This window comes from Acinetobacter sp. RUH 2624, assembly GCF_000162375.2.
Classification (GTDB): domain Bacteria; phylum Pseudomonadota; class Gammaproteobacteria; order Pseudomonadales; family Moraxellaceae; genus Acinetobacter; species Acinetobacter nosocomialis.
In genome coordinates, this window is sequence record NZ_KI391939.1 from 593,573 (window position 1) to 618,379 (window position 24,807).

Genomic DNA, 24,807 nt, shown 5'->3' on the forward strand with positions numbered 1-24,807 from the left:
AATTTTATATTTCCCGTTTAGCTCGAACTAATAATTGGTCAAGTAATACCATCGCTTGATCGATTTCGGCTCTTGAGATCTCTAGTGAAGGTGCGAATGTAATTACGTTCTTGTAATAACCGCCTACATCTAACACCAAACCACATTGTTGACCTTGGTATTCAAGGGTACCTGAAAGACCGATATCGACCATTTTATCCAACAATTCTTTGTTTGGAGTAAAGCCATCAGCCTGACAAATTTCTGCACGTAATGCTAGTCCTAATCCATCAACATCACCAATTTCTGGATGACGTGATTGCAAGTCTTTTAGACCTTCTAGGAAATAAGCACCACTTTCCATGATTTGTTTTTCGTAGTCTTTTTCAGCCAACATGTTCATGACTTCAAGACCAACTGCCGTACCAAGCGGGTTAGAAGCAAACGTTGAGTGAGTTGAACCCACTGGGAACGTTTCAGGATTAATCATTTCTTCTTTTGCCCAAATACCGGCAAGTGGGTTTAATCCGTTGGTCAACGCTTTACCAAATGCAACAACGTCTGGCGTAATATCGAAATGTTCGAAAGACCAAAGTTTACCGGTACGGTAGAAGCCCATTTGGATTTCATCGACAACCAATAAAATACCGTGGTCATCTAGAACTTTTTTCAGGCCTTTATAGAAGTTTTTCGGTGGAATAACGTAACCGCCAGTACCCTGAATTGTTTCAATATAAAAAGCCGCAAATTCACTTTCACGAACTTTAGGGTCCCACACACCGTGGTATTCATTTTCAAAAAGACGTGCGAATTCGGCAACTAACTTATCTGCATATTCTTCTGGTGTCATACCTTTAGGACGACGGAACGGATATGGGAATGGAATGAACTGAGCACGCTCACCAAAATGACCATAGCGGCGGCGGTAGCGGTAGCTTGAAGTAATTGAAGATGCACCTAAAGTACGGCCATGGTAACCACCTTCGAAGGCAAACATACGGCTTTTGCCTTTGCAGAAGTTACGTACAAGCTTTAATGAATCTTCAATTGCTTGAGAACCACCTACGTTATAGTGAACACGACCTTGTACACCTGTTTTTTTAAGCATGTCTTCAGCAATGACTTTGCTGAGTTCAATTTTAGTTGGGTGCAAATATTGGCTGGCAATTTGAGGAAGTTTATGAATTTGGTCGATGAGCGCTTGATCTAAACGTGGGTTTTTATAACCAAAGTTAACCGCTGAATACCACATTTGTAAGTCTAGATAGGGGATATTCTGGTCATCAAAAATATAGCTGCCCTGACAATCCGTAAAAATTTTAGGTGGGTTTACATAGTGTACTGTATCGCCGTGTGAACAATACTTTGCCTCATCTGCTAGAAGTTGCGCTTCATTAAGTGGAACGCGATTATTAGAACTAGTTGCAGAAGCGCTTTCTTGCTTGAATGTATGATTGTTGTTCATACTTCTATTCCTTTTACGGTTGGTATTTTCAGTATGTATGTTTTAGATACAGAGGCTGAGTGAAAAAATTGGTTAGAGTTAAAAAGTAAAGGTAAGCCCCACAGCAGGTGTAATATCTGTGCGTTTTTTTACCATTGGACTTTTAAACTGTTCGTTTGATAGATAGTTAAATTCAACAGAACTAAAAGCGTTTACGTGTTTGGAAAGTTTGTAGTTGGCTGTCATGCTCACAAAAGGCGATATACTCTGGCCCGGTTCATATGCTGCGATACCACTGCGTTTACTTTCAGCATCACTGACGCCGTAGTAATACTGGTTATATTTTGCGTTGTTCCATTGGAAACCAGCTTCCGGATAGACGGTCAAATTGCCTTTGTCTAGCTCAGCAAGATAAGAAGCCCTTAAGATAGTACCTTTACTACGGGACAGGACATCGGTATTAAGCCGTGCTTTAAATCCGCCATACGGTGTAATACGCATATAACTTGCACCCGCTAGAACAGACCATTTGCGCTTATCTAATAAGTAAAGTTCACCACTTGGATCATATGAGTTGCCATCATAGTGTCCATCGAGGCGTAATTGATTTTTGTCATCTTTGAAGAGGTAATAACCGGCATCGTCGCCTTCAATATAGAATTTGTCATTGTCATAGAAAAAAACAGGTAAAATTGTTTGATAGGTTTTATGACCTTTATAAGCTTGAAAATTTACAGAATAGTTAAAACCCATTGTTAAATCTGGTGAGGAGCTTTCTTGTGCATAAGCAGGGCAGTAAAAACAACTACTGGTTATTGCTACTGCTATGGAGATTTTTTTCAATGGTTTAATCATAATCAGTCTTTCTAGGGTGAAAAAATAATCGTTTTCTGGTTGTGTTCTGTTCAAAATTTTCTTGAATATAAAAGTTAATTCTTATACAAATCTTAATGAAAAATTAAAAAAATCTTAATTTTGTATTTTTCTATTAAAACCCTTTAATTTTGCATAAAAATAGATTTTTGAAGAAGGTATAATGATTGATTGTTTATACATTTTATTTTATTAAATTTTTGATTTTTATTAATTATTTTTTTATTTTAAGAAGTGGCTCAACATTTTTGAGTTAAATTATTAACGACCTATAATTTTGTAAATTACAGAATAATATAATCATTTTTTCATATTTTTTTGAAATATTTTTAATTAAAGAAATTTTTAAGATTTCCCACCTAAAGTCAGACGGTGTTTTTTATAAAAATTCTTAAATTATTCGTGTGAGGCATTTTATGTTCATGGTCAACCAGCATTACTATACAGATCACACTGTACCTTGGCATATTTTATGTGACTTTGATGGGACAATCAGCTTAAAAGATACGACGGACTATTTGCTTGAAACTTATGCAAAAGCTGGTTGGGAAGAAATTGAGGAAGAGTGGGAGCAAGGCAAAATTGGTTCCAAAGTCTGTATGCAAAAACAAATTGAGCTATTAGATGTCTCTATTGATGAGTTGCAGCAATGTCTTGACCAAATTGAAATTGACCTCGGCTTTATTGAATTAGTAAAGATTACTGCCCAGTATAAAATTCCGTTGACGATTGTAAGTGATGGGCTTGATTTTGTTATTCGTCATATTCTAAAAAAATATAATTTGGAACATTTGCCTGTAATTGCAAACCATCTCGTTCAGACAGGTGAGAGATCATGGCGACTCGAGTTTCCAAATCAAGAAGCGAGCTGCATAAGTCAAAGTGGAACTTGCAAATGTAAGATTGCAAACCAGAAACCTCAAAATCAAATTATTTTGATTGGAGATGGGCGTTCAGACTATTGTCTAGCCGGAAATGCAGATTATGTTTTTGCAAAAAAATCTTTGATAGACCATTGTAGAGAAAACCATATTTTCCATACAAAGTTTGAAAACTTTGTAGAAATTTATCAACCCTTGGCTAAGCTATTAAGCAGTGATTTTGGAATAGACACTCCAGTGACGGTGATTACATGATAAAAGACAACTCATTCTTTTTATCGGGGAACCGAACTGGTATTTTACTTATTCATGGTTTGACGGGTACGCCAAATGAAATGAGAGGAATTGCACGTGTACTTCATCAAGCTGGCTATAGTGTATATGGCGTGCAGTTGGCTGGACACTGTGGTGATGTCGAAGATTTGGTAAATAGCCGATGGGAAGACTGGTTTAATAGTGTAGTTGCAGCCGCAGAAAAGCTAAGAGAGCATACAGATCAGCTATTTGTGGCAGGCTTATCGATGGGATCTTTATTGGCATTAAAGTATGCCTCAGCTTATCCTGTCGATGGCGTAATTGCCTATAGTCCAACCTTTCAATACGATGGCTGGAGCATTCCTTTGTGGTCAAAAGTGCTTGCGCCTATTGTTTTGCCGAGTGTTCATTATTTAAATATCTGCCGTAATAATACCTTTGACGAAGCTGAACCATACGGAATCAAAAATGAGGTATTACGTTCGCGTATTGTTCAGGCTATGAATAGCGGTGAAAGTAGTGAAGCAGGTTTACCGGGAAACCCGTGGCATTCATTGTTCCAGTTACAGCGTCTTTCGCGTAATGTTCGTAAAAACTTATCAAATATTACGGCTCCATGTCTGTTATTACATGCCTATGACGATGATATTGCTCACCGAAGAAATAGTGAGTTAATTTATGCCAAAGTGAAGGGTCCTAAGACCTTAATCTGGCTTTATAACAGCTATCACATGATCACGATTGATAATGACCGTAAACAAGTCATTGAAGAATCCATTCGATTTATTGAACAATACCAACATCCAAAAAAGCAGTCAGAGCATCCATCAACTCATCACGAACGTAAAACTTCACCTGAAAAAATTGGTGAGCTTTTATGAATATTGTGGTGTTCAGTGTATGGATGCTAACCATTTTGATTGATACTGTTGGGCAGTTGGCTTTTAAGGCCGCTGCTCATGAAAGTAAAACCAATGAAGGGCTTGAGCATTGGTGGTTCATGGCGAAACGTCCATGGATATGGCTCGGTATTTTTTGCTATATCTTTGAGTTTGTCGTTTGGCTTGCTTTCCTCTCGTTAGTTCCACTCTCTATTGGGGTCATGTTAGGCTGTATCAACATTGTCGTGATTATGCTTGCTGGGCGCTTATTCTTTAATGAAAAACTAACTCGAAATCGCTTAATTGGTGTAGTTCTGATTGCGGTCGGTGTCACTATTGTTGGGATTGGGGCATGAAAAAATTTTATATTATTGGTTTTTTAATATTAATGCTCTTCGATACATTGGCTCAAATCAGTTTTAAGTTAGCTTCCATTCATGCGATGCCTTTAACTTTTGATGTAGATTGGCTGTTCCGAGTTTTTGGACATCCTTGGATTTATGGGGCTTTTATTGGATATATAGGTGCCTTTTTTATCTGGATGAACTTATTAAAGCATGCGCCTATAGGGCCGGCTTTTGCAGCTTCACATTTAGAACTCATCACGGTCATGTTTTTGTCGATTTGGCTGTTTAATGAACCGCTAACATTTACAAAAGTTACTGGCGCTATTCTTATTTTTGCAGGTGTTTGCTTCTTGGCTAAAGACGAAGAAGAGAGCCATAGTCGGGCAGATAAAAAAGTTGCTGATGGCAAGTGTGGCGCCAAGTAAACAATCTAATCATGGATGATGTCGGCCTTCTAGTAAGTGTCGGCATCATTTCCAAAAGGAGTAATCACCATGATGGAGTTGAATGGTGTGGGGCTTGGTTTGAGACGTGACTTTATAGATTCGTTTCTAGCTGCAAAAACATATCCGGACTTTATCGAAGTTGCCCCAGAAAACTGGTTAGGTTTTGGTGGTCGACATGCAAAACTACTTGCACAGTGTGCTGAAAAAGCGCCGTTAATTTGTCACGGCTTGTCATTATCTATTGGAGGGCCGCATCCGCTTAATCTCGAATTTATAGGTAAAGTAAAACACTTTTTAGAACAATATGATGTACCAATTTATTCTGAACATTTAAGTTATACAAATGACGGCGGCTATTTATACGATTTGTTGCCCATACCGATGACAGAAGCCGCTGTTAAATATGTGGCTGAACGTATTTTACGTGTGCAGGATATTTTAGGAAAAAGATTAGTTATAGAGAATGTTTCTACTTATTTAATGCCGAATGCCGAAATGAGTGAAGCTGAATTTATCCGTGAAGTAATGCAACATGCAGACTGTGATTTGCTCCTTGATGTAAATAATGTCTATGTCAACAGTATCAATCATGGTAGCGATGCATTTGGTTTTATCCAGAAAATGCCAAAAGAAAGAATCCGTTATTTACATATTGCTGGGCATGAAAAAGTTCAGAAGAACTTATTAATCGATACCCATGGGGCAGAAGTTTGTGACCGTGTTTGGGAGCTATTGAGATATACCTATCAAGTGTGTGGAGTAAAACCGACTTTATTAGAACGCGACTTTAATATTCCATCATGGCAAGAATTAGAAGAGGAACTCGCCAAAATTAAACTCATTCAACAACAGGAGAGTGGCTATGAAGGGAAATCAAATATCCTTCCAAACCATGCAACGACAGTTTTGTGAATGGATTCGTGATCCTGATTTGGAAATACCTCAAGCACTTCCTGCTCAACGAATGCAAATTTATCGGGACTTACTTTTTAATAATGTCAGCTCATTTATTGAGTTAGTTTATCCGGTAGCTCGTGCGATGTTGCCAGAATTAAAGTGGCAACAATTGCTGTTAGAGTTCTTTCAAAAAGGTAAGAGCCGCTCACCTTTATATAATGATATTTCTTTAGAATTTAGAGAGTATTTAACAGAGCAACAGCATCCGATATTGCAAGAATATCCTTGGTTGGCTGAGTTATTGCAGTTTGAATGGCTTGAACTGTATTTAGATACTGTCGAAATTGAAAATGATGTTTTACACGAAAATTGTGCTTGGCAGTTAACCACCAAAGTATGGGTATTGGTTTATCAATATCCCGTTTATACGTGGACGACCTTAATGACGCCAGAACAAGTTGAACTTGCACCAGGTGCAGTAATGGTCTGGCGCGATGAACAAGATAAAGTATGTATTGAACAGCTTTCGCCTTTGTTTGCTATGCTGATTGAACAGTTAACGCAAAATATAGCGTTAACTGACCATGATATTTTCACACTCATTCATTCTGTACTTACTGACTTGTCTGAGCCTGAAATTTATCTACAAATTCAAGAACTCAAAAACCTCTTAACTCGACTACAATTAATTCAAATTCCCCATGATTTTAAAGAGGTACAAGGATGACTTCAGCCGCGGCATCACATCATGACGATCTAGGGGATCAACTGCATAGCCCAGCCTTTTTACAAGATTTAAGGCAGCAAATGATTAAATTTGCTTTTTTACAGTTGTCCTCACTTGCGCAAGCTGAAGATGTGGTGCAAGAAGCATTAACGAGCGCTTTTCAACATTTAGATTCATTTAAAGGACGAGCTGCGTTCAAAACATGGGTATTTTCTATTTTAAAAAATAAAATTATTGATGTACTTCGGCAAAAGTCGCGCTTGGTTGCCATGTCTGAATTATTTAAAGACGAAGAAAGTGAACTCAGTGTTGATGAATTATTTGATGCTTCAGGACACTGGCATAAATATGAAGCACCTCAAGCATGGCAAAGCCCTGAAGAAATGATAGAGCAGTCAGATTTTTGGATAATTTTTGAAGCTTGCTTAGATCATTTACCAGCCAAATATGCTCAAGTTTTTATGATGAGAGAAGTGATAGAGCTGAGTTCTAATGAGATTTGTAGCAAGCTAGAGTTATCTATTTCCAACTTTAATGTGTTGATGTATCGAAGTCGTACCCGATTACGCGAATGCTTAGAAAATAAATGGTTATTGAAGGAGGATTGTTCATGTTGACATGTCGACAAGCCACTCAACTTTTGTCTGAGAAACAAGATAGACCTTTGTTTTTACGTGAGCAAAGTAGTTTGCAATTACATTTATTGGCATGCCGATCATGCCGTCGTTATGCAAAACAGATCAAAATAATTAGTCAGCTTTCTAAAGCATTTAAAAATTTGGATGGCTAACTTTAGTTAAAAATTTATTTATTGCTAGCCTTAACACGCTAAAAATTCCCATACTATAAAAGTAAAGGAATTTTTAAGACAGGATGAAACGTGAATTTAAAGAATCTTGAAGCATTTTATTGGGTTGTGACTTTAAATAGCTTCAATAAGGCCGCGACTAAATTACAAACGACACAGCCTGCGGTATCTCAAAAAGTCACATCTCTTGAAAATGAATTAGGTTTTAAAGTTTTAGACCGAAGCTTGCGACAGTTTAAATTGACCCATAAAGGCAGAACATTATTTAAATATGCCGAAAAGTTTATGCGTTTAGAAACCGACCTAGTTGCAGAGCTTACTGAAAATCAGCATCTCACAGGAACTATACGTTTAGGCGTTTCCGAAACGATTGTGTATACATGGCTAGTCGAATATATCGAAAAAGTTCAACAAGAGTTCCCAAAAGTTTCAGTCGAAATTGTGGTGGATCTGACACCTAACTTACAAGAAGGGGTACGTACTGGGGACTTGGACATGGCCTTTTTACTCGGGCCAACGTTGGCTTTTGAGTGTATTGAACAAGCACTTTGTGATTTCGAGTTAAGTTTTTTGGCAGCGCCATCATTTAAAGGTGGAATTGGACAAATGTCTTTTAAAACCTTGATGTCACATACCATTTTAACCTATCCAAAAATTACCTACCCCTATAAAGAATTAAAGGCAAGAATGAAAGAAAAAGGGATTGATGAACCACTGTCAATTACTAGCTATTCTTTAGCGACTTTATTGTGTCTCGCCGAGCAAGGCTTAGGTATTGCGGTAGTGCCAACTTTAACGGCATTAAAGGAAATTACCGACGGACGATTGGAAATATTAAATACACCTATTCGCTTAAAAACCTTTCATTTCACGTCTATTTATATTCACGGTAACGATGTTGCCTTGAAAGAAAAATTAACCGAGGTTGCTGTTAAAGTCTCGGCGAGTGCTATGAAAAGGCTTAATGAGCAAATCAAAAAATAAGCTTTTTTTTTTGAGTATCATTTATTCTTATTCTTCCTTGTTTAAAAAAGCTGTTTTATATGTAAAACCATAAAAACAGCTTATGTACATCGATAAGTAAAATTTATCCTGTATTTTAGTTTGAATATAAAACTATAAAAATCAATTATTTAAAATTTTAAATTTCTGTAAAAAGTCTTATTGTTCGTAGGGATTAGCTATGTTTTTATTTTAGACACAAGATTTGATCACCGATTGTGTTGATTGGGGAATAGGGAATCTTTGTCATTTTAAAGGATTAAAGAATATCGTTTAGGACAAAAATGGTGTTCTTGATTCAACTTGAAAATAGCGTTGTTAAGCTCAAATGGATGAGGAACGCATTAATATGTCTTTACTGAAATCTTCTTTTATATCAGATCGCCAATGGGCCATTGTTGCCTCAATCTTTATGATGGCGACCTCTGCAATGGGGCCAGGATTTTTAACCCAAACTGCTGTATTTACAGTTAAGTTAGGTGCGGCATTTGGCTTTGCCATTTTAGTTTCTATTCTGATTGATTATGTCGTCCAACAAAATATTTGGCGAGTGGTGACACTTACCCAGATGCGTGCATCTGATATTGCCAATAAAGCCTTACCGGGTAGTGGTTATTTACTGGCGTTTCTGGTGATTTTGGGTGGCTTTTTCTTTAGTGTCGGTAATATTGCAGGTGCAGCTTTAGGTTTAAATGCACTTTTTGGTCTAGATACAAAGTGGGGCGGTATTTTAAGTGGGGCGTTAGCGATTTTAATTTTTGCTTCTAAAAAAGCAACGCTCGCCATGGATAAAAGCATGATCGTGTTGGGACTGCTTAAAATTCTCCTGATTATTATTGTTGCCGTCATTGTGATGCCTCCAGTTGGTCAAGCTGTACATCAAACATTTGCTCCAGATCATATCGACTTCGCCATTATTACCACGATTGTGGGCGGTACAGTGGGTGGCTATATCTGTTATGCAGGTGCGCACCGTTTACTCGATAAAGGTGCTGTTGGTCCTGAAAATATTGATGAAGTTGCTAAAGCTGCAACCAAAGGCATTGTTGTAGTAGGTATTATGCGTTATGTGTTGTTCTTGGCATTCTTAGGGGTGGTGGTGAGCGGTGCCCATATTGATTTAGCCAGCCATGACGCCAATCCGGCAGCCCAAGCATTTCAATATGCAGCAGGTACATTCGGTTTTAAATTATTTGGTTTAATTTTCTGGGCCGCGGGTATTAGCAGTACGATTGGTGCCGCATATACTTCGGTTTCATTCTTTACCGCCTTTAAAAAGAACTTAACGCCAAAACAGACCAACTATACGACCATTACCTTTATCGCATTGGCTTTATTGCTCTATGTGTTATTGGGTGCAACTCCGGCAGGTCTACTCATTTTTGTGGGTGGTTTTAACGGTTTGGTATTGCCAATTGGTCTTACAATTTTTGTATACGTAGCTGCGTGCCGTAAAGATTTAATGGGTAATTATAACTATCCAAAGTGGTTGCTTATTTTAGGTGGATTAACATGTCTGTTAACGTGGTGGATGGGTTATATGTCATTTACGACAGTGTTTAACTATTTGACCAAACTTTAAGCCAGACGACATGAATTGATAAAGGAATAATGCCATGTTTGTAGATTTAAATAGTGATTTGGGTGAAAGCTTTGGCTCATGGAAAATGGGTAATGATGACCAGATTTTACCTGTCGTGACCAGTGCCAATATTGCTTGTGGTTTTCATGCTGGTGACCCGCTCGGCATTTTAAAAACGGTTCGTAAAGCAGTTGAACTTGGCGTGACCATAGGTGCTCATGTGTCTTACCCAGACCTTGTAGGCTTTGGTCGCCGTAATATGGATTTGTCGCGTGACGAGCTTATTGCCGATGTGCTTTACCAAATTTCTGCGCTCGATGGTTTGGCTAAAGTAGCTGGCTCAAAAGTGCAGTATGTTAAACCACACGGTGCGCTCTACAACACCATTGCCCATGACCAAGCTCAGGCAGCCGCAGTGATTGACGCTATTAAAATGTATAACCCTGAACTCGTACTAGTTGCTTTAGCTGGGTCGAACTTAGTCGAACAGGCACGAGCTGCGGGTTTAAAAGTTGTGTCCGAAGCATTTGCAGACCGTGCATATAACAGTGATGGCTCATTGGTTTCCCGCCGTTTAGAAGGTGCAGTTTTACACGACTCGGCATTTGTTGCGAGCCGTGTGGTGTCTATGCTTAAAAATGGTGGGGTCGAGTCAATTGATGGTGTATTTACCCCAATTCAGGCTGATACGATTTGCTTACATGGTGATACTGACGGCGCACTAGAGATGTCGGTAGCCATTAAAGCCGAGCTTGTAAAAAACAATATTGAAATTCGCCCATTTGTAAATAAAGCATAAGGAAGAGCGCAATGTATAAGGATATTAAAGTCGACCCAGCTCAGCTTGAAGCCGCATTAGATGCACGTTTAAAAATCCGTGCAGGTTTTGATAAACCAACAGCGGGCATGGCTGCGGGTATGACACAGGTCAACATGATTTCGGTGCCAAAAGATTGGGCGTATGATTTTTTGCTTTATGCACACCGTAACCCGCAAAGCTGTCCAGTGCTTGATGTGCTCGAAGAAGGCATCTATGCAACTAAGCTTGCAGCAGACTCAGACATTCGAACCGACTTTCCGCGTTATCGCATTTGGAAAGATGGCGAAATGGTCGACGAAGTGACTGATGCAAGAGAGATTTATAATGCTCATCCTGATTTGGTGACTTTCTTAATTGGTTGCAGTTTTTCATTTGAAACCGCTTTACAAGAAGCAGGTATTGAAGTTCGCCACATTCATGACGACACCAATGTGCCGATGTATCTGAGTAATATCAAGTGTGAACCGGCAGGGCGCATTTCAGGAAATATGGTGGTTTCCATGCGACCAATTCCATCTCATCAAATTAGTGAAGCAGTAAAAATTACAGCACGTATGCCAAGTGTACATGGGGCACCTGTCCATATCGGGCACCCTGAAAGCTTAGGCATTAAGGATGTAAATAAGCCAGACTTTGGTGATGCTTCTCGTATTGAAGCAGGTGAAATTCCCGTGTTTTGGGCATGTGGGGTAACACCGCAAGCAGCAGTGATGAACTCGAAAATTCCTTTTGCCATTAGTCATGCACCGGGTTACATGTTTATTACCGATATTCCTGACCGCGCTTGGATGAGCTAAATAGCTAAAGAAGAATTAAAAGGATAAGCAAATGCGTTTTTTATCGGTAAACGCCGATTGTTTTCTAATTGAGCTTGCGAGTTTAGAGGAAACTTTGGCGTTGTACAATAAATTGCAAAATACGCAATTGAATGGAATTAAAGACTTAGTCCCCGCTGCAAAAACAATTTTGGTTTTTTTTAATGAGATCGAAACCAATTTTAAAACGCTAGTTGCTTCAATTCAGAGCCTCAAAGTTGATTCTGGATTTGAGCGTAGCGGCCAAGAAGTGATTGTGCCGATTCGTTATGATGGCGAAGACCTTGCTCAGGTTGCCGAGTTGCAAGGGCTGTCCATTGCCGATGTGATTAGAAAACATCACCAAAGCGTGTGGAATGTGGCTTTTATTGGGTTTGCGCCGGGCTTTGCGTATATGAGCAGTCCCGATAAGCCTTTTACCGATATTCCGCGCTTAACGGTTCCACGTAAAAAAATATCGTCAGGCTCTTTGGGTTTGGCTGGAAAATACTCTGGTATTTATCCAAAAGACAGTCCGGGTGGTTGGCAGCTTATTGGGATCACCTCGGAAAAAATGTGGGATTTAGAGCGTAAAAATCCTGCATTGCTGTTACCGGGCATGACTGTACATTTTGAGGATGTTACGCATAACCCAACAACAGTGACTGTGCCGCAGCAAATTACGCCTAAGGTTAAACCGAAACAATCTGTACCGCTGTTTACGATTACTGCGCCAAGTTTACAAATGCTTATTCAAGACGAAGGGCGTTTAAACCAGACCAATATTGGTGTTGGCGTAGCGGGAGCAATGGACTTGTCTGCAATGCATAGTGCCAATCGTATTGTCGGTAATCCAACCGATGCACCCGTCATTGAAGTTTTAAATGGAGGCCTAAAAGCCAAAATGCAGCATGCGGGTGTTATTGCGGTGGCTGGGGCTATTTCAAACATTCGTGTGAAATTTACCGATGGTCAAACCGCAGACTTTGCAAGTTATCAACCGATTGATTTGGATGAAGGCGATGAGTTTCAAATTCAGCCCCCAACAGCAGGCTTAAGAAACTATCTGGCCGTTCGTGGTGGTATAGACGTTGAACCAGTACTTAATAGTGCTTCGTTTGACAGCTTGGCAGTGTTAGGACCAGAACCATTAAAGCTCGGAGATACTATTTACCAAGGGCAGGTGAAGACAGCCAACATTAATGTAAATGAAGTGGGCAAAAGCGATTTGCCACGAGCTGGTGAAATGGTTGAGCTAGATATTGTGATGGGGCCACGCACAGACTGGTTCGAACAAGACAGTATTGAACTGCTCTGTCAGCAAGAATGGCTCGTGACCAATGAAAGCAACCGAGTTGGGCTAAGGCTTTCAGGTGAACAGCCCCTAACTCGCAAAATTACCCATGAACTGGAAAGTGAAGGCACTTGCATTGGTGCATTACAGATTCCACCGAGTGGTCAGCCCGTTTTGTTTATGAATGATCATCCTTTAACGGGCGGATATCCGGTCATTGCCTCTGTTGCTAAACACCATTGGGACTTGGTGGCACAGATTCCGGCAGGTTGCCACATCAAATTTAAAAAAATTGCCGAATTTACAGATTTTGAGAATGAATGATGAATACAGAAAAATTATTGATTGCTAATCGTGGTGAAATTGCTGTTCGTATTATCCATGCTTGCCGTGATATGGGAATTTCATCGGTCGCGTTATATGCAGATGACGACATTGGTAGCATGCATGTCGAACTTGCAGATGAAGCATGGGGCTTGGCTGGTGCGACCGCCAGTGAAACCTATTTAAATATTCCTGCTATTATTGAAGTTGCAAAAAAATCGAAAGCGACGATGGTGCATCCGGGTTATGGCTTTTTATCTGAACGTGCTGAGTTTGCCCAAGCCGTGATTGATGCGGGCTTAAAATGGGTAGGGCCATCTCCAAGTGCCATTGAAAAACTAGGCGATAAAATCGAAGCGCGTAAAATTGCTGCTTCGGTGGGTGCGCCGTTAGTTCAGGGTACGCAAGACCCACTCAACAATGCAGATGAAGCTTTAGAGTTTGCCAAGCAGTTTGGTTTACCGATTGCTATTAAAGCCGCATTTGGTGGTGGTGGCCGTGGTTTAAAAGTCGCGTGGAAACTCGAAGAAGTGAAAGAGCTTTATGAGTCGGCAGTACGCGAGGCAAAAGCTGCCTTTGGTCGTGGTGAATGTTTTGTGGAGCAATATCTCGATAAACCGCGCCATGTAGAAGCGCAAGTGATTGCCGACCAACATGGCAACATTGTTGTGCTTGGTACACGTGATTGTTCGTTGCAACGCCGTAACCAAAAGTTAGTCGAAGAAGCACCAGCGCCATTTATTAGTGATGAGATTTTCCAGCAAATTTTAAGCTCGGCAAAAAATATCTGTCAGGCTGCAAACTACGTGGGTGCGGGAACAGTTGAATACTTACTGAGTCGTGACGGCAAGCTTTCATTCTTAGAAGTAAATACGCGTTTGCAAGTTGAACACCCAGTGACTGAAGAAACTTCAAAAGTCGATTTGGTAGTTGAACAAATTCGTGTTGCACAGGGCCATGAGCTTTCTATTAAAGAAACACCAAAGGCACAAGGTCATGCGATTGAGTTTCGTATAAATGCCGAAGACCCAGCTCGCGGGTTTATTCCAGCCTTTGGTGTGTTGAGTTTATTTGAAGCACCATTTGGTAATGGTGTACGCGTCGATACAGGTGTGCGCACTGGTTCTCTAGTGTCTAGTCACTTCGACTCACTCATGGCAAAACTGATTGTGACTGGTCCAACCCGTGAAATTGCAATTGCCCGTGCCAAACGTGCTTTGAAGCAATTTAAAATTGAAGGTGTAGCTTCAGTTTTAGACTTTCACCGTGCGGTACTTAATGAACCCGACTTTACAAATGAATTTAATGTACATACGCGTTGGATCGAAAATGACTTTAAGCAAGAGTTAAAGCCGACTAAACGTGGCATTCCAAATCATCAACAACCGATGTTACTCAGCTACATTGAAATTGATGGCAAGTTACACCGTTTAGGTTTACCTGCGGGTATGTTTGCACAAGGCCCAGTAACCGCAGCTCAAGCGCAGATTGCCGAGCCAGAAGTGGGTGCCGAGCATTTACTTGCGCCTATTAATGGTGTGATTAGCGCTTGGAAAGTGGAAAATGGTGAGCAAGTGACAGAAGGCCAAGTGGTTGCCATTATGGAAGCCATGAAAATGGAAGTTCAGGTACTTGCACACCGGAGTGGTGTTATTCAGATTAGTGCAGAGAAGGGCGCAACCTGCCATGCTGAAACCATGATTGCCAGCATTAATTAAAATTTGAATAGGTTATTTGGCCTGAGAATGTTTTTAGCTTGATCAGGTCAAATCGAGTGCTTATTAATTAACTCAATCAGGCATATTTTAGGTTTTCATTAACCATTTTCAACTTGAAAGCCAGAACGGGTTATGAGATATTTGTCACAGATTGGTGGTATAAATATTGATCACTGTATTTGAAGCTCGCTTATGCGAGCTTTAATTTTTAGCCCAGTTTAAGCATTTCTCACTTAATGAACTGGCAGCATAAAAAAATTTGAGAATTTGGCACTCACTCACAGGCGAATTGAAGAAAGCGAATGAAAATTCTACCTTCATCTGAATACGATCAAATTCTAAAATACAGTGTCTATTGGCTCGTCATATCAATTGTGATTGGAGTCGTTGCCGGGCTGGCATCCACTCTAATCTTTGTGGCTTTTGATATTTCAAACAAAGTCCGCAGTCTGCATCACTGGCTCATCTACTTTCTGCCTTTTGTGGGCTTTGGTATTGGCTATCTCATTAAAAAATATGGTTCGCCAATTGAACGGGGAACACATTTACTCATAGATGAGATTCATCAACCCAAATCGTTTATTCCAAAACGAATGAGCCCTATCATTTTTATTACCTCAATTTTAACGCAGTTGTTTGGTGGTTCGGCAGGGCGTGAGGCGCCAGCGGTTCAGCTTTCAGGTGCCTTAATTGACCATTTAAGCTATATATTAAAAATCTCGGAAGACAACCGAAAAATCTGTTTAATCGCCAGTATTGGCGCGGGTTTTGCTGGGGTGTTTGGTCTGCCTTTGGCGGGTGCAATTTATGGTTTAGAAATTACCGCTTTAGGTAATTTAAGATACTCAGCTATTTTTCCATGTTTTGTGTCGGCGCTGATTGCATCGACCATTCCTGAGCTATTTGAAATTGTGCATCCGCACGTTTTTTATGTAATTAGCGAGTTTCCAGCCATTCATTTTGGCACACTCATGAGCTTAATTGCGGCAGGATTAGTTTTTGGTTTGGCTGCGCGCTTCTTTATTGCAGCCATTCACTTGGCAAGTGACCTCTTTTATAAATACATTCGTTATTTGCCATTAAGAACGATGGTCGGCGGTATTATTATTATGCTGCTTACGTTGTTCACTGCACATCAGCAGTACAACGGTTTAGGTACAGATAAAATTATTTCATCTTTTTATGTACCGATTGAGTTTTACGACTTTTTTAACAAGACTGTTTTTACAGCCATCACTTTAGGTTCGGGCTTTAAAGGTGGTGAAATTACGCCATTGTTCTATGTGGGTGCAACATTAGGGAATGCTTTAGGCGCAGTTTTAAACCTACCACTCTCATTACTTGCTGGCTTGGGTTTAGTAAGTCTGTTTTCAGGGGCGAGTAAGGCTCCGTTAACCTCAATTATTTTAGCTGTTGAGTTATTTGGAATGAATGTTGCGACTTATGCCATTATTACCTGTTTATTGGCAGCGCTATTTTCTGGAAATTGTGGGTTGTATCGCCGTAAAAAGTTGATGGATTGATTAAGCCTTTCTAAGGAGTTGAGTGGTTTTAGGTTGCTTAACTCCTATTAAATCTTCTTTTTTAATAAAAATGATAAAAATTGGCATATTAAATGCTTAATAAAAAGTGATAAGCAAATGAAAAGAAATGTAGTTCTATCTCTTGTTGGGGACTATAATGAGAAATAGAAAATTATTTTAATATTAAAAAAAGGAATAACTTAAGCAGTGTCAATAGTTATTATGATACTTACTTTTTTTGTAGGGTTACTTGTTGGCCGATATACTATATTTTTAATTCAAAAGTCTTTATCTATTTTTATATCTGCTGTTGATAAATTTTTAAATAAATACTTTGTCTTTTTTCTTTTAGCTGTTTTGTTCTTTATTTTATTCTCTCTAATTTTAACGGGAGGGTTTATATTATGGGGCATACTTTTTGCTGGAATAACAGAACTAGGTAAGCTTATATATCTATCAGGATGGGTAGTCGGAGCAATATTTTTTGGATTTCATCCGGAAGATAATAATTTTAAATGAGGGGTAACTAGTTAATGTAAAAATTAATATTAAAGAGGGTGTTATGTCTATATTAGATTTCGCTATTTTTTTTATATGCTTATATGGAGTTGGCTATTTTGTAGTTAAAGCACGGTGGAAGCTTCGCTATTTAGTGCCAATATGGTTTTTATCATTTTTTATTATCACTCTATTTATTTTAGCAATTTTATTTCCTAAAGATTGGACCAATGCGCAATTTTTTACTAAAGATGGCCCTAATCACTTAGCACTTTTTTCTTTATTAATATCTTCATCTTTAAGTTCACTTGTTACGTTTATTTTAATTTTGGTTGTGTGGGCTATTCGGCATGATGTCTTTTAAAGTAATCTAATTAAAGGATTATAGATAATTTATAATTTCATTAAATTACTATAGCCATTAAACTAGAACTTTAAATTTTTTCATGTTTGAGAATTTATGCTAAAATTCATTCGATATATTTCTCATCACAAGCAATTTAATATTTATTATGTTTTTTATTTTAAGAAAAAAACTTCAAAAAATCGCCATTATTTTCGTAGCAATCAATTTATTAGCTTGTAGTCATCAACCAGATTTTAAAGATATTTCTCGTTTAGCAGAAAGAGGTGATGCAGGAGCTCAAGCAAAACTTGGTGAATTATATGTAGAGGGAGAAGTTGTTCCTCAAGATTATAAAAAGGCCTTTGAATGGTATAGTAAAGCTGCTAATCAAGGAAATGCAGAGGCACAGAATAACTTGGGAGCAATGTATGCTCTTGGACAAGGGGTAGAGCAAAATTATAAAAAAGCATTCGAATGGTATAGCAAAGCTGCTGCACAAAATAATCTTGCAGCACTTTATGCACAAGGTAAGGGCGTAGAGCTAAATAATAAAAAAGCCTTTGAGTTATATAGCAAAGCGGCTGAGCAAGGAAATGAAAAAGCACAAAATAACTTGGGGGCCGTATATGCTCTTGGGATAGGTGTAAATCAAGATTATAAAAAAGCGTTCGAATGGTATAGCAAAGCTGCTCAACAGGAAAATGATGAAGCGCAATTTACAGTAGGGATGATGTACTATAAAGGTGAGGGTGTACCGCAAAACAATGAATTAGCCGAAAAGTGGCTAAGAAAAGCAGCCGAAAATGGCAATAAGGATGCCTTATCACTATTTGAAGAATAGCCATTTTTCTATGATATGGACTTGCTGTTTTGTGGCTTCAATTAGGTGAGGAGAATTCTCTAAAGTCCATGTTTCATCGCACCAATCGCAAGCATCGTAGAAAGATTCGAGCCAAGTAGGGTAATAAATTATGTTGTCTGGAAGATTTCTTGGTGCGCCCATAAAACCTGTTTCTAAATTATTGAAAATAGTACATAGCTGAACTGGGCTTAGGTTGTTTTCTTGATAATTATTTAAAATATCTAAAAAAAAATCGAGCTGCTAATATTTCTGCTTCAATACAATTATATGAAAAAATAGGATCTGTTAAGTTTACGATTCGCAGTAATAAAGAATTATAATCATTAAATGTTAGTAGTAATTCGGTAAAAAAATCTATGTGAACATCTTCATTTTCTTTAATGTATTTATTAATCTTTTCCGTTCTTTCTTGAGCTGAATATTCTCCATAATAGAACTCGATATATAAAGTCTTTAATGTCATTAGTTGAATCTAATTATTTTGTAATGAAAATATATCATACTAAAAATATTAGAAATTTCATAATGATCTAAATTATAACTTAAACCTATTAAATAAATTTTATTCCCCAACCGCCCTACTTTAATACGATTGTCATTTCCCACGCTTGACGATAACAAAAGTGAATACTATGCTTTTCTCGGGTAGAGTGAAAAGGGGACATCTTTTGATGTGCCAGATTCTAGATGTCTGGTCTGCTAACCCTTCTTCATTCTATCTATCACTATCATTATTTTGTAGAGATTAAACTTTATATTCATTTATATCTGAGTTTACTTTTAATAAATTTTTACCTATCGAAATTTTATATTTTTTAATTTTTATAACTATTTTCTATATACCCATATTCAATTAAGTTTAAAATCTAACTGAAATGCTCGAACTTAATACAAACTATATTTTCTGCGCTTGACGACAAGAAAAGCGAATACTATCCTTTGCGGGCTGGCCTACATTGCCAGTTGGTTTTAGCAGACCATAAGCCAAAGTACACGAAAAAGTCTAACTTTTTTGTGGAAATCCCTGCGTGCCCCCTCTGCGGCGGAACGGGAGGGGGACACCTTCGGGTGTGCTGGATTCTTTGGCTCCAGTCTGCTAACCCTCTTTCGTTTCGCCACCATTATTTAGCAGTAATGCGGTGAAACTTCTTTTATAGCCAAAGGAGTTCGCTCGTGCGTACAAATTCTTCTCAATTTTTGGCCTTTGCCAAAATCTCTCTATTTATACCGTTTAAATACTCTCTAAATCGGTTTAATCGACTCTAGGTTTTCTACACCTTAAGAATCGTTACGACTCAAAAATCATAGCAACAATAAACCTGAGATAGGCGAGCACACCTTTATTGTGCCGCTTTTGCATGCCTGTTTTTAGCACTCAATTTAAGAGTGACGGCATTTCTATCTCTTTTACATACAACAAAAAATTATTTTAAACGGTATAACTATGCCAAATTTAGAAGCTTCATTTAGAGCACTCAGAGTGCTTCATACAGCAAAAGATTTATTTATGGAGTATGGATTTCACAAAGTCGGTGTTGACCGAATTATTGCCGAATCCAAAGTGAATAAGGCCACGTTTTATAAACATTTTCATTCAAAAGAAAGGTTCATTGAAATGTGCTTAACCTTTCAAAAAGATGGGTTAATAGAAGAGGTGTTATCTATTATTCATTCATATCGTGAACTTATGGTATTTGATAAGCTAAGAAAAATATTTTATCTCCATGCCAATCTCGAAGGACTGTACCGTTTGCCTTTTAAGGCCATTTTGGAGATTGAAAAGTTTTATCCAACTGCTTACAGAGTGGTGGTGGATTATAGAAACTGGTTAGTGACCCAAATACATGACCTACTTTTAACTATTAAACCCACAGCTTTAATCGAAGATGCTCACATGTTTTTATTTGAGATTGATGGGGCAATGGTTCAGCTTTTAAGTAAAGAGGAAACAGATGAACGAGATAAATTATTAGAATATTTTTTAATAACCCTATCTTAGTATTCAATCTAAAATGAGAAAGCCCATCATTGGGCTTTCTTATGATATTGGCTTCTTAAAATTTAAGTTTTTTAAGTCCACGGCTCACGCCATTTTGTAAGGCCGCTTTAATAATCGGGCCAATAAAAGGAACGCGGCCTTTAAAGCTGATAGTGTAATTCAAACGAGTTCGGTTATTTCCCAAGTCAGTAAATTGCATCACACCACGATGTGCCTTAATTGGGCTAATGCCACTTGTGATCGCGTACTCGATCAGTTCATTTTCTTTATAGACTAAATTTGTTTCAACAAATGAAGGTGTAAACGGAATAGTCATCTTGCGAGCAGAGCCAACACCATTGCGTGCATCCTTTCCATTACTAATGCGAGTAACTTTAGCAGGGGCAAAAATTTTGCTTAAATTTTCGTGTTCACTTAAGGTCGCAAAGACTTTATCTATGGGTGCATCAAATTCTTGTACGATGTTGATTTTTTGAGTTTTTAACATCTTGTTCCCTCTAAAATAAATTTGACATGAGTAATTGTCAGAATTTGGATATTAGCACGCTTTTCACTAGGGTGGAATTCTAGTTCGTCGGAGTAACTCCGGATAAAAACTAAAAATCCTAAATAGAGTTTATTTAATCATTTGCTTTTTATAATGACTTGGAGCAACGCCAGTCCAACGTTTATAAGCTTGAGAAAAAGTAGATAAATCTGAGAAGCCTAATATTTCTGCCACTTGGCCTAAATTTAGATTTTGCGCTAAAAGGGAGTCGGCACGTCGATGCAAGGTTTCATTTTGAAGTGCTCTAAAAGAGATATTCTCGTCTTGTAACCTCCTTTTTAGCGTCCGTTCGCTCATATTTAACTTATTTGAAATCTCTTTAATATTAAGTAATGTGCCAGAAGGAGCGTTCATTAAAAAATCGCGGACAATCATTGTGGTTGTTAAGGTGGTATGGCGTTGGCTAATAAGCTCCATACACAGCCTTTCACACATAGCAGCAGTATTCGGTTTTGCATGGGGTAGAGTGTGGAGTAATTGCGAACTATTAAATTTTAAAATGTTTTCTTTTTGATTAAATTGAATTGGAGCGCCTAAATATTCTTTAGGTATATTTAACAAACAAGACTCAGGTTCACCATATTTAAGATGAAATGCATCTAATTGAAATGAACCTTCATAAATATCGCTAATAACACGAAGAGTTGCAGCCATCGCACGTTCAAGTACAAACCGTTGTAACTCCTGTGTTAGGCCCACAGGTTCAGTAAAGCAAATCATGCACTCTTTATTTTTTTGCTGAAAATTTATTTTAACAAAGGTATAGGTGAGGGCCAGATAACGTTGCACAAGTTGCATTGCTTCTAAACCTGTTGCACTACTCATTAATGCGTAACCCAAAATCCCATAAGTTGTCAGTTGGTGGTTAAAACCAGTAATGAGACCTAAACCTGCGGTGTGCGCAGATAAAATTTTAATTAAATTATTGATAACACCCAGTTCTTCATCGGGTGTAACAACACTGTTAGTATCATTTAAACGAGTTAGGGTTAAACCAGTGCCGGCTAACAGATGTGTTCTTTGAATGTTTAATTGATCACCTAGTTCTAATAATAGCTGTACGCTAGATGGAGCTCGTAAATAATCTTGAAACTCTAACATCAGTTGGCCTAAAAACTAAAATGCGTGTCCCAATCTAGCATGGTTGATGAGAAGACTAAAGCCTAATATTTATTCATCAGATAGCAACGAGTAGTAAAACAATGAATACCGTTCAACCAGCAAAGCCGATAAATATGATGCGGCAATTAATGAGTAAATTAGGTGTAATTGGCCTAATGGTATGTGTAACAGGTGTATCTTCAGCTCAAGAAATAAAATCAGGAGAGTCTGTCATGGGTTATCAAAATCAAGCAGCTTGGCAACAAATTGAACAATTCCTTCCTCAAGAATTTCATATTCCTAAAGACCAGTTACCCAAAGAAGAATGGTGGTCTTGGAATGGTCATAACATCCATTTGGATACTTACCGTAATCCCAATGCCAAAATTAAAGTGATTTTATTTCACGGTGTGGGGACCAATGGTCGACAAATGTCGATGATTTTAGGAAAACCCTTGGCTGATCGAGGTTATGAAACAATTGCTGTAGACATGCCCGGCTATGGTGTCACTCAAGTTAAAAAGAGTAAGCCGATTAGTTATAACGATTGGGTACACAGGCAGGTAGCGATTTAATTGATGTGGAATTGGCCAAAGATAATCGTCCAGTTGTACTGTATGGCTTAAGTGCTGGTGGTATGCTGACTTACCATGTTGCTGCCAAAAATAAAAAAGTTAAAGCTATAGTTGGAATGACCTTCCTTGATACAAGCAATCAAAAAGTGAAAGATACTGTAGCAAGCAATTTGTTTATGAGTCGGGTAGGTACGCCAATTACACATTTAACTGCTAAAACGCCGTTAGCATCAATGCGTGTTCCAATGAGCTGGGCAAGTAAAATGAGTACTTTGGTGAATAATAAAGATGCCTTAAAGGTCTTTATGAAAGATAAAACTTCAGCAGGTAACTCGGTTTCTCTGACCTTTTTAGATTCATATATACATTATAAACCTGAGGTTGCACCTGAAGACTTTGACGTATGTCCTGTCTTATTGACCCAACCTGAAAAAGACCGTTGGACACCACTTGATTTAAGTACGCCTTTTCTTAGCCGTATTCATAAAGTGCCGGTAAAAACTGTGATATTGGAAAATGCAGGCCATTATCCATTAGAGCAACCGGGGTTATCTCAAATGGTTGATGCAATAGATAGTTTTTATACAACAACAGTGAAATAACGGGTAGGTTCTTACCCGTTTTTTAAATTTTAAATATAGAGGGCAAAGTGAGCTCAAATCACGTCTGACCAAGAAAAAGTTAAGAAACTATATTTTACTTTTATTGTTACTTAAACATAGATCACTTTGCATTTGAGCTATAAGCCTTACGTGAAAAGTAAGAATCGTTGCAAACCGTAAAGAAAGCCTCCTCATAATCAAATGACATGATAGGAAATTGAGGAATAATAAATGCGCGCTCTTACTTACCACGGTGCCGAAGACGTTCGAGTTGAAACGGTTGCAGACCCTATTATTCAAGAACCAGATGACATTATTTTACGTGTAACCGCCACAGCAATATGTGGCTCCGACTTACATTTATATCGAGGCAAAATCCCAAAGACTGAACATGGCGATATTTTTGGGCATGAATTTATGGGTATTGTCGAAGAAGTAGGCCCCGCAGTCACTCACGTGAAAAAAGGCGACCGTGTAATTGTGCCTTTTGTGATTGCTTGTGGTGAATGTTTCTTTTGCCAACTTGACCTGACCGCTGCCTGTGAAACCACCAATACAGGGCGTGGTGCAAATATTAATAAAAAGCAAATTCCACCTGGTGCAGCTTTATTTGGTTATAGCCATTTATATGGCGGAGTACCGGGCGGCCAAGCAGAATATGTTCGTGTCCCAAAAGCCAATAAGGGGCCTTTTAAAGTGCCCGGTTCATTGTCAGATGAAAAAGTACTTTTCTTGACCGATATTTTACCTACCGCTTGGCAGGCAGTGACCAACGCTCAAGTTACTCGTGGTTCAACCGTTGCAATTTATGGCGCAGGGCCAGTCGGACTATTAAGTGCCGCTTGTGCCAAGATGCTTGGCGCAGAAAAAATATTTATGGTCGATCACAATGAATATCGATTGAACTATGCGGCGGCAACCTACGGCGCTATTCCAGTTAATTTTGATGAAGTCGATGCGGCCGAATTTATTATTCAAAATACCGACAATTATCGTGGCGTCGATGCAGTGATTGATGCCATTGGTTTCGAGGCAAAGGGCAGTGTTATTGAAACAGTCCTGACCAATTTAAAACTTGAAGGTTCAAGTGGCGCAGCGCTTCGTCAATGTATAGCCGCGGTTCGCCGTGGTGGTGTGGTGAGTGTACCGGGTGTATATGCAGGTCCAATTCATGGCTTTTTATTTGGTGATGCTTTTGATAAAGGACTGACTTTTAAAATGGGCCAAACTCATGTGCATCAATATTTACCGCTTTTACTAGAATTTATTGAGCGTGGTGACTTGTCACCTGAAACGATTATTACCCACCGAATGAAATTAGAAGATGCCGCAGAGGGTTATCGTATTTTTAATGAAAGAGAACAGGAATGCCGTAAGGTAATTTTGATTCCTTAAATCCTTCAGTTTACAGTTTCACTTTAAAAGCCTCTTACTAAAAGGGGCTTTTCTATTTTGAAATGCACAATTTTTAGTGCAGCTTTTTATTTTCCATTCTAAAGCGCACCCAATTTGCCCAAATTGAGTATTACTTTTTACCAAAAACGTAATACTAAGCTGGCATGTCCTTTGCATAGTCTTAAGCAATCAAAAGTGATCTAGGGTTCCGATACTTTACGTATGACTGGACCGAGAGTTCACGGTTCCTAGCGAACTACACGGAGGGATAAAAGCCCGGGAGGAAG

At 38.6% G+C, this 24,807-nt stretch carries 24 protein-coding genes, 1 pseudogene and 1 riboswitch; of the genes and pseudogenes, 21 read left to right on the forward strand and 4 right to left on the reverse strand.

All coding sequences use genetic code 11. The features are described from left to right. Positions 1-4 precede the first annotated feature (4 nt). Both HMPREF0014_RS09490 and HMPREF0014_RS09495 read right to left on the reverse strand, forming a co-directional pair. Positions 5-1,444 carry an aminotransferase class III-fold pyridoxal phosphate-dependent enzyme gene (locus HMPREF0014_RS09490; protein WP_004887872.1) on the reverse strand — a complete coding sequence of 480 codons (1,440 nt, stop codon included), beginning with the start codon at positions 1,442-1,444 and terminating at the stop codon, positions 5-7. 78 nt (positions 1,445-1,522) lie between these two features. Beyond that, entirely contained in the window at positions 1,523-2,278 is a 756-nt protein-coding gene (locus HMPREF0014_RS09495; protein ID WP_002048463.1) for a MipA/OmpV family protein, read from the reverse strand. Between the two features lie 434 nt (positions 2,279-2,712). On the opposite strand from HMPREF0014_RS09495, the gene HMPREF0014_RS09500 reads away from it, so the two are divergent. From HMPREF0014_RS09500 to HMPREF0014_RS09595, 19 genes are all read left to right on the forward strand, one after another. Next, positions 2,713-3,432: an MtnX-like HAD-IB family phosphatase gene (locus tag HMPREF0014_RS09500; RefSeq protein WP_004709628.1), complete on the forward strand. Its 720-nt coding sequence runs from the start codon at positions 2,713-2,715 to the stop codon at positions 3,430-3,432. Further along, positions 3,429-4,313 (forward strand): alpha/beta fold hydrolase, encoded by an 885-nt coding sequence (locus tag HMPREF0014_RS09505; RefSeq protein WP_004709626.1) that lies wholly within the window; start codon positions 3,429-3,431, stop codon positions 4,311-4,313. Before HMPREF0014_RS09500 ends, HMPREF0014_RS09505 begins: the two co-directional genes overlap by 4 nt. Then, entirely contained in the window at positions 4,310-4,669 is a 360-nt protein-coding gene (locus HMPREF0014_RS09510; protein WP_002048441.1) for an EamA family transporter, read from the forward strand. The genes HMPREF0014_RS09505 and HMPREF0014_RS09510 overlap by 4 nt, the downstream gene beginning before the upstream one ends. Beyond that, positions 4,666-5,085 (forward strand): DMT family transporter, encoded by a 420-nt coding sequence (locus tag HMPREF0014_RS09515; RefSeq protein ID WP_004887867.1) that lies wholly within the window; start codon positions 4,666-4,668, stop codon positions 5,083-5,085. Before HMPREF0014_RS09510 ends, HMPREF0014_RS09515 begins: the two co-directional genes overlap by 4 nt. A gap of 69 nt (positions 5,086-5,154) precedes the next feature. Continuing rightward, the gene (locus HMPREF0014_RS09520) at positions 5,155-6,018 is read left to right on the forward strand and encodes a DUF692 domain-containing protein (RefSeq protein WP_004887866.1); all 864 of its coding nucleotides are present in this window, start codon (positions 5,155-5,157) and stop codon (positions 6,016-6,018) included. Beyond that, complete coding sequence (locus tag HMPREF0014_RS09525) at positions 5,969-6,730, forward strand: putative DNA-binding domain-containing protein (RefSeq protein WP_004887865.1); 762 nt, start codon at positions 5,969-5,971, stop codon at positions 6,728-6,730. Before HMPREF0014_RS09520 ends, HMPREF0014_RS09525 begins: the two co-directional genes overlap by 50 nt. Next, positions 6,727-7,347: an RNA polymerase factor sigma-70 gene (locus HMPREF0014_RS09530; RefSeq protein ID WP_004887864.1), complete on the forward strand. Its 621-nt coding sequence runs from the start codon at positions 6,727-6,729 to the stop codon at positions 7,345-7,347. Before HMPREF0014_RS09525 ends, HMPREF0014_RS09530 begins: the two co-directional genes overlap by 4 nt. Continuing rightward, a complete protein-coding gene (locus tag HMPREF0014_RS09535; RefSeq protein WP_004887863.1) occupies positions 7,341-7,520 on the forward strand; it encodes a zf-HC2 domain-containing protein in 180 nt (59 codons plus the stop codon). Before HMPREF0014_RS09530 ends, HMPREF0014_RS09535 begins: the two co-directional genes overlap by 7 nt. A gap of 90 nt (positions 7,521-7,610) precedes the next feature. After that, positions 7,611-8,522 (forward strand): LysR family transcriptional regulator MumR, encoded by a 912-nt coding sequence (mumR, locus tag HMPREF0014_RS09540; protein ID WP_004887862.1) that lies wholly within the window; start codon positions 7,611-7,613, stop codon positions 8,520-8,522. A gap of 346 nt (positions 8,523-8,868) precedes the next feature. Beyond that, positions 8,869-10,122, forward strand: a complete 1,254-nt coding sequence (locus tag HMPREF0014_RS09545; protein ID WP_006580629.1) for an NRAMP family divalent metal transporter — start codon at positions 8,869-8,871, stop codon at positions 10,120-10,122. A gap of 34 nt (positions 10,123-10,156) precedes the next feature. Beyond that, complete coding sequence (locus HMPREF0014_RS09550; protein ID WP_006580630.1) at positions 10,157-10,921, forward strand: 5-oxoprolinase subunit PxpA; 765 nt, start codon at positions 10,157-10,159, stop codon at positions 10,919-10,921. Between the two features lie 11 nt (positions 10,922-10,932). Further along, positions 10,933-11,739, forward strand: a complete 807-nt coding sequence (locus HMPREF0014_RS09555; protein WP_004887859.1) for a putative hydro-lyase — start codon at positions 10,933-10,935, stop codon at positions 11,737-11,739. 31 nt (positions 11,740-11,770) lie between these two features. After that, positions 11,771-13,354, forward strand: coding sequence for an urea amidolyase family protein (locus HMPREF0014_RS09560; RefSeq protein WP_004887858.1), 1,584 nt, complete (start codon positions 11,771-11,773; stop codon positions 13,352-13,354). After that, positions 13,354-15,072 carry a biotin carboxylase N-terminal domain-containing protein gene (locus tag HMPREF0014_RS09565; RefSeq protein ID WP_023188392.1) on the forward strand — a complete coding sequence of 573 codons (1,719 nt, stop codon included), beginning with the start codon at positions 13,354-13,356 and terminating at the stop codon, positions 15,070-15,072. Before HMPREF0014_RS09560 ends, HMPREF0014_RS09565 begins: the two co-directional genes overlap by 1 nt. Positions 15,073-15,374: 302 nt before the next feature. Beyond that, a complete protein-coding gene (locus HMPREF0014_RS09570; protein ID WP_004887853.1) occupies positions 15,375-16,595 on the forward strand; it encodes a chloride channel protein in 1,221 nt (406 codons plus the stop codon). Positions 16,596-16,802: 207 nt separating this feature from the next. Continuing rightward, complete coding sequence (locus HMPREF0014_RS09575) at positions 16,803-17,114, forward strand: hypothetical protein (protein WP_004887852.1); 312 nt, start codon at positions 16,803-16,805, stop codon at positions 17,112-17,114. Positions 17,115-17,157: 43 nt separating this feature from the next. Next, a complete protein-coding gene (locus tag HMPREF0014_RS09580; RefSeq protein ID WP_004887849.1) occupies positions 17,158-17,457 on the forward strand; it encodes a hypothetical protein in 300 nt (99 codons plus the stop codon). 148 nt (positions 17,458-17,605) lie between these two features. After that, a complete protein-coding gene (locus HMPREF0014_RS09585; RefSeq protein ID WP_006580631.1) occupies positions 17,606-18,280 on the forward strand; it encodes a tetratricopeptide repeat protein in 675 nt (224 codons plus the stop codon). Between the two features lie 1,465 nt (positions 18,281-19,745). After that, on the forward strand, positions 19,746-20,300 hold the full coding sequence (locus HMPREF0014_RS09595) for a TetR/AcrR family transcriptional regulator (protein WP_004887842.1): 555 nt from the start codon (positions 19,746-19,748) through the stop codon (positions 20,298-20,300). A gap of 55 nt (positions 20,301-20,355) precedes the next feature. On the opposite strand, the gene HMPREF0014_RS09600 is transcribed toward HMPREF0014_RS09595, so the two are convergent. Together HMPREF0014_RS09600 and HMPREF0014_RS09605 are read right to left on the reverse strand one after the other, a co-directional pair. Next, positions 20,356-20,787 (reverse strand): SRPBCC family protein, encoded by a 432-nt coding sequence (locus HMPREF0014_RS09600; RefSeq protein WP_004887840.1) that lies wholly within the window; start codon positions 20,785-20,787, stop codon positions 20,356-20,358. Positions 20,788-20,916: 129 nt separating this feature from the next. Next, the gene (locus HMPREF0014_RS09605) at positions 20,917-21,948 is read right to left on the reverse strand and encodes an AraC family transcriptional regulator (protein WP_004887838.1); all 1,032 of its coding nucleotides are present in this window, start codon (positions 21,946-21,948) and stop codon (positions 20,917-20,919) included. Between the two features lie 101 nt (positions 21,949-22,049). Here HMPREF0014_RS09605 and HMPREF0014_RS26455 point away from each other — a divergent pair. Both HMPREF0014_RS26455 and HMPREF0014_RS09615 read left to right on the forward strand, forming a co-directional pair. After that, positions 22,050-23,125 (forward strand): annotated as a pseudogene (locus tag HMPREF0014_RS26455) (alpha/beta hydrolase). Positions 23,126-23,356: 231 nt separating this feature from the next. Continuing rightward, positions 23,357-24,520: a zinc-dependent alcohol dehydrogenase gene (locus HMPREF0014_RS09615; RefSeq protein WP_006580634.1), complete on the forward strand. Its 1,164-nt coding sequence runs from the start codon at positions 23,357-23,359 to the stop codon at positions 24,518-24,520. Positions 24,521-24,709: 189 nt separating this feature from the next. Continuing rightward, positions 24,710-24,805: riboswitch (guanidine-I (ykkC/yxkD leader) on the forward strand. Positions 24,806-24,807 lie beyond the last annotated feature (2 nt).

Coding starts and splice junctions, on each gene's coding strand:
- HMPREF0014_RS09490 (WP_004887872.1), bottom strand. CDS start 1,444: ATGAACAACAATCATACATTCAAGCAAGAAAGCGCTTCTGCAACTAGT.
- HMPREF0014_RS09495 (WP_002048463.1), bottom strand. CDS start 2,278: ATGATTAAACCATTGAAAAAAATCTCCATAGCAGTAGCAATAACCAGT.
- HMPREF0014_RS09500 (WP_004709628.1), top strand. CDS start 2,713: ATGTTCATGGTCAACCAGCATTACTATACAGATCACACTGTACCTTGG.
- HMPREF0014_RS09505 (WP_004709626.1), top strand. CDS start 3,429: ATGATAAAAGACAACTCATTCTTTTTATCGGGGAACCGAACTGGTATT.
- HMPREF0014_RS09510 (WP_002048441.1), top strand. CDS start 4,310: ATGAATATTGTGGTGTTCAGTGTATGGATGCTAACCATTTTGATTGAT.
- HMPREF0014_RS09515 (WP_004887867.1), top strand. CDS start 4,666: ATGAAAAAATTTTATATTATTGGTTTTTTAATATTAATGCTCTTCGAT.
- HMPREF0014_RS09520 (WP_004887866.1), top strand. CDS start 5,155: ATGATGGAGTTGAATGGTGTGGGGCTTGGTTTGAGACGTGACTTTATA.
- HMPREF0014_RS09525 (WP_004887865.1), top strand. CDS start 5,969: ATGAAGGGAAATCAAATATCCTTCCAAACCATGCAACGACAGTTTTGT.
- HMPREF0014_RS09530 (WP_004887864.1), top strand. CDS start 6,727: ATGACTTCAGCCGCGGCATCACATCATGACGATCTAGGGGATCAACTG.
- HMPREF0014_RS09535 (WP_004887863.1), top strand. CDS start 7,341: ATGTTGACATGTCGACAAGCCACTCAACTTTTGTCTGAGAAACAAGAT.
- HMPREF0014_RS09545 (WP_006580629.1), top strand. CDS start 8,869: ATGGATGAGGAACGCATTAATATGTCTTTACTGAAATCTTCTTTTATA.
- HMPREF0014_RS09550 (WP_006580630.1), top strand. CDS start 10,157: ATGTTTGTAGATTTAAATAGTGATTTGGGTGAAAGCTTTGGCTCATGG.
- HMPREF0014_RS09555 (WP_004887859.1), top strand. CDS start 10,933: ATGTATAAGGATATTAAAGTCGACCCAGCTCAGCTTGAAGCCGCATTA.
- HMPREF0014_RS09560 (WP_004887858.1), top strand. CDS start 11,771: ATGCGTTTTTTATCGGTAAACGCCGATTGTTTTCTAATTGAGCTTGCG.
- HMPREF0014_RS09565 (WP_023188392.1), top strand. CDS start 13,354: ATGAATACAGAAAAATTATTGATTGCTAATCGTGGTGAAATTGCTGTT.
- HMPREF0014_RS09570 (WP_004887853.1), top strand. CDS start 15,375: ATGAAAATTCTACCTTCATCTGAATACGATCAAATTCTAAAATACAGT.
- HMPREF0014_RS09580 (WP_004887849.1), top strand. CDS start 17,158: ATGTCTATATTAGATTTCGCTATTTTTTTTATATGCTTATATGGAGTT.
- HMPREF0014_RS09585 (WP_006580631.1), top strand. CDS start 17,606: ATGTTTTTTATTTTAAGAAAAAAACTTCAAAAAATCGCCATTATTTTC.
- HMPREF0014_RS09595 (WP_004887842.1), top strand. CDS start 19,746: ATGCCAAATTTAGAAGCTTCATTTAGAGCACTCAGAGTGCTTCATACA.
- HMPREF0014_RS09600 (WP_004887840.1), bottom strand. CDS start 20,787: ATGTTAAAAACTCAAAAAATCAACATCGTACAAGAATTTGATGCACCC.
- HMPREF0014_RS09605 (WP_004887838.1), bottom strand. CDS start 21,948: ATGTTAGAGTTTCAAGATTATTTACGAGCTCCATCTAGCGTACAGCTA.
- HMPREF0014_RS09615 (WP_006580634.1), top strand. CDS start 23,357: ATGCGCGCTCTTACTTACCACGGTGCCGAAGACGTTCGAGTTGAAACG.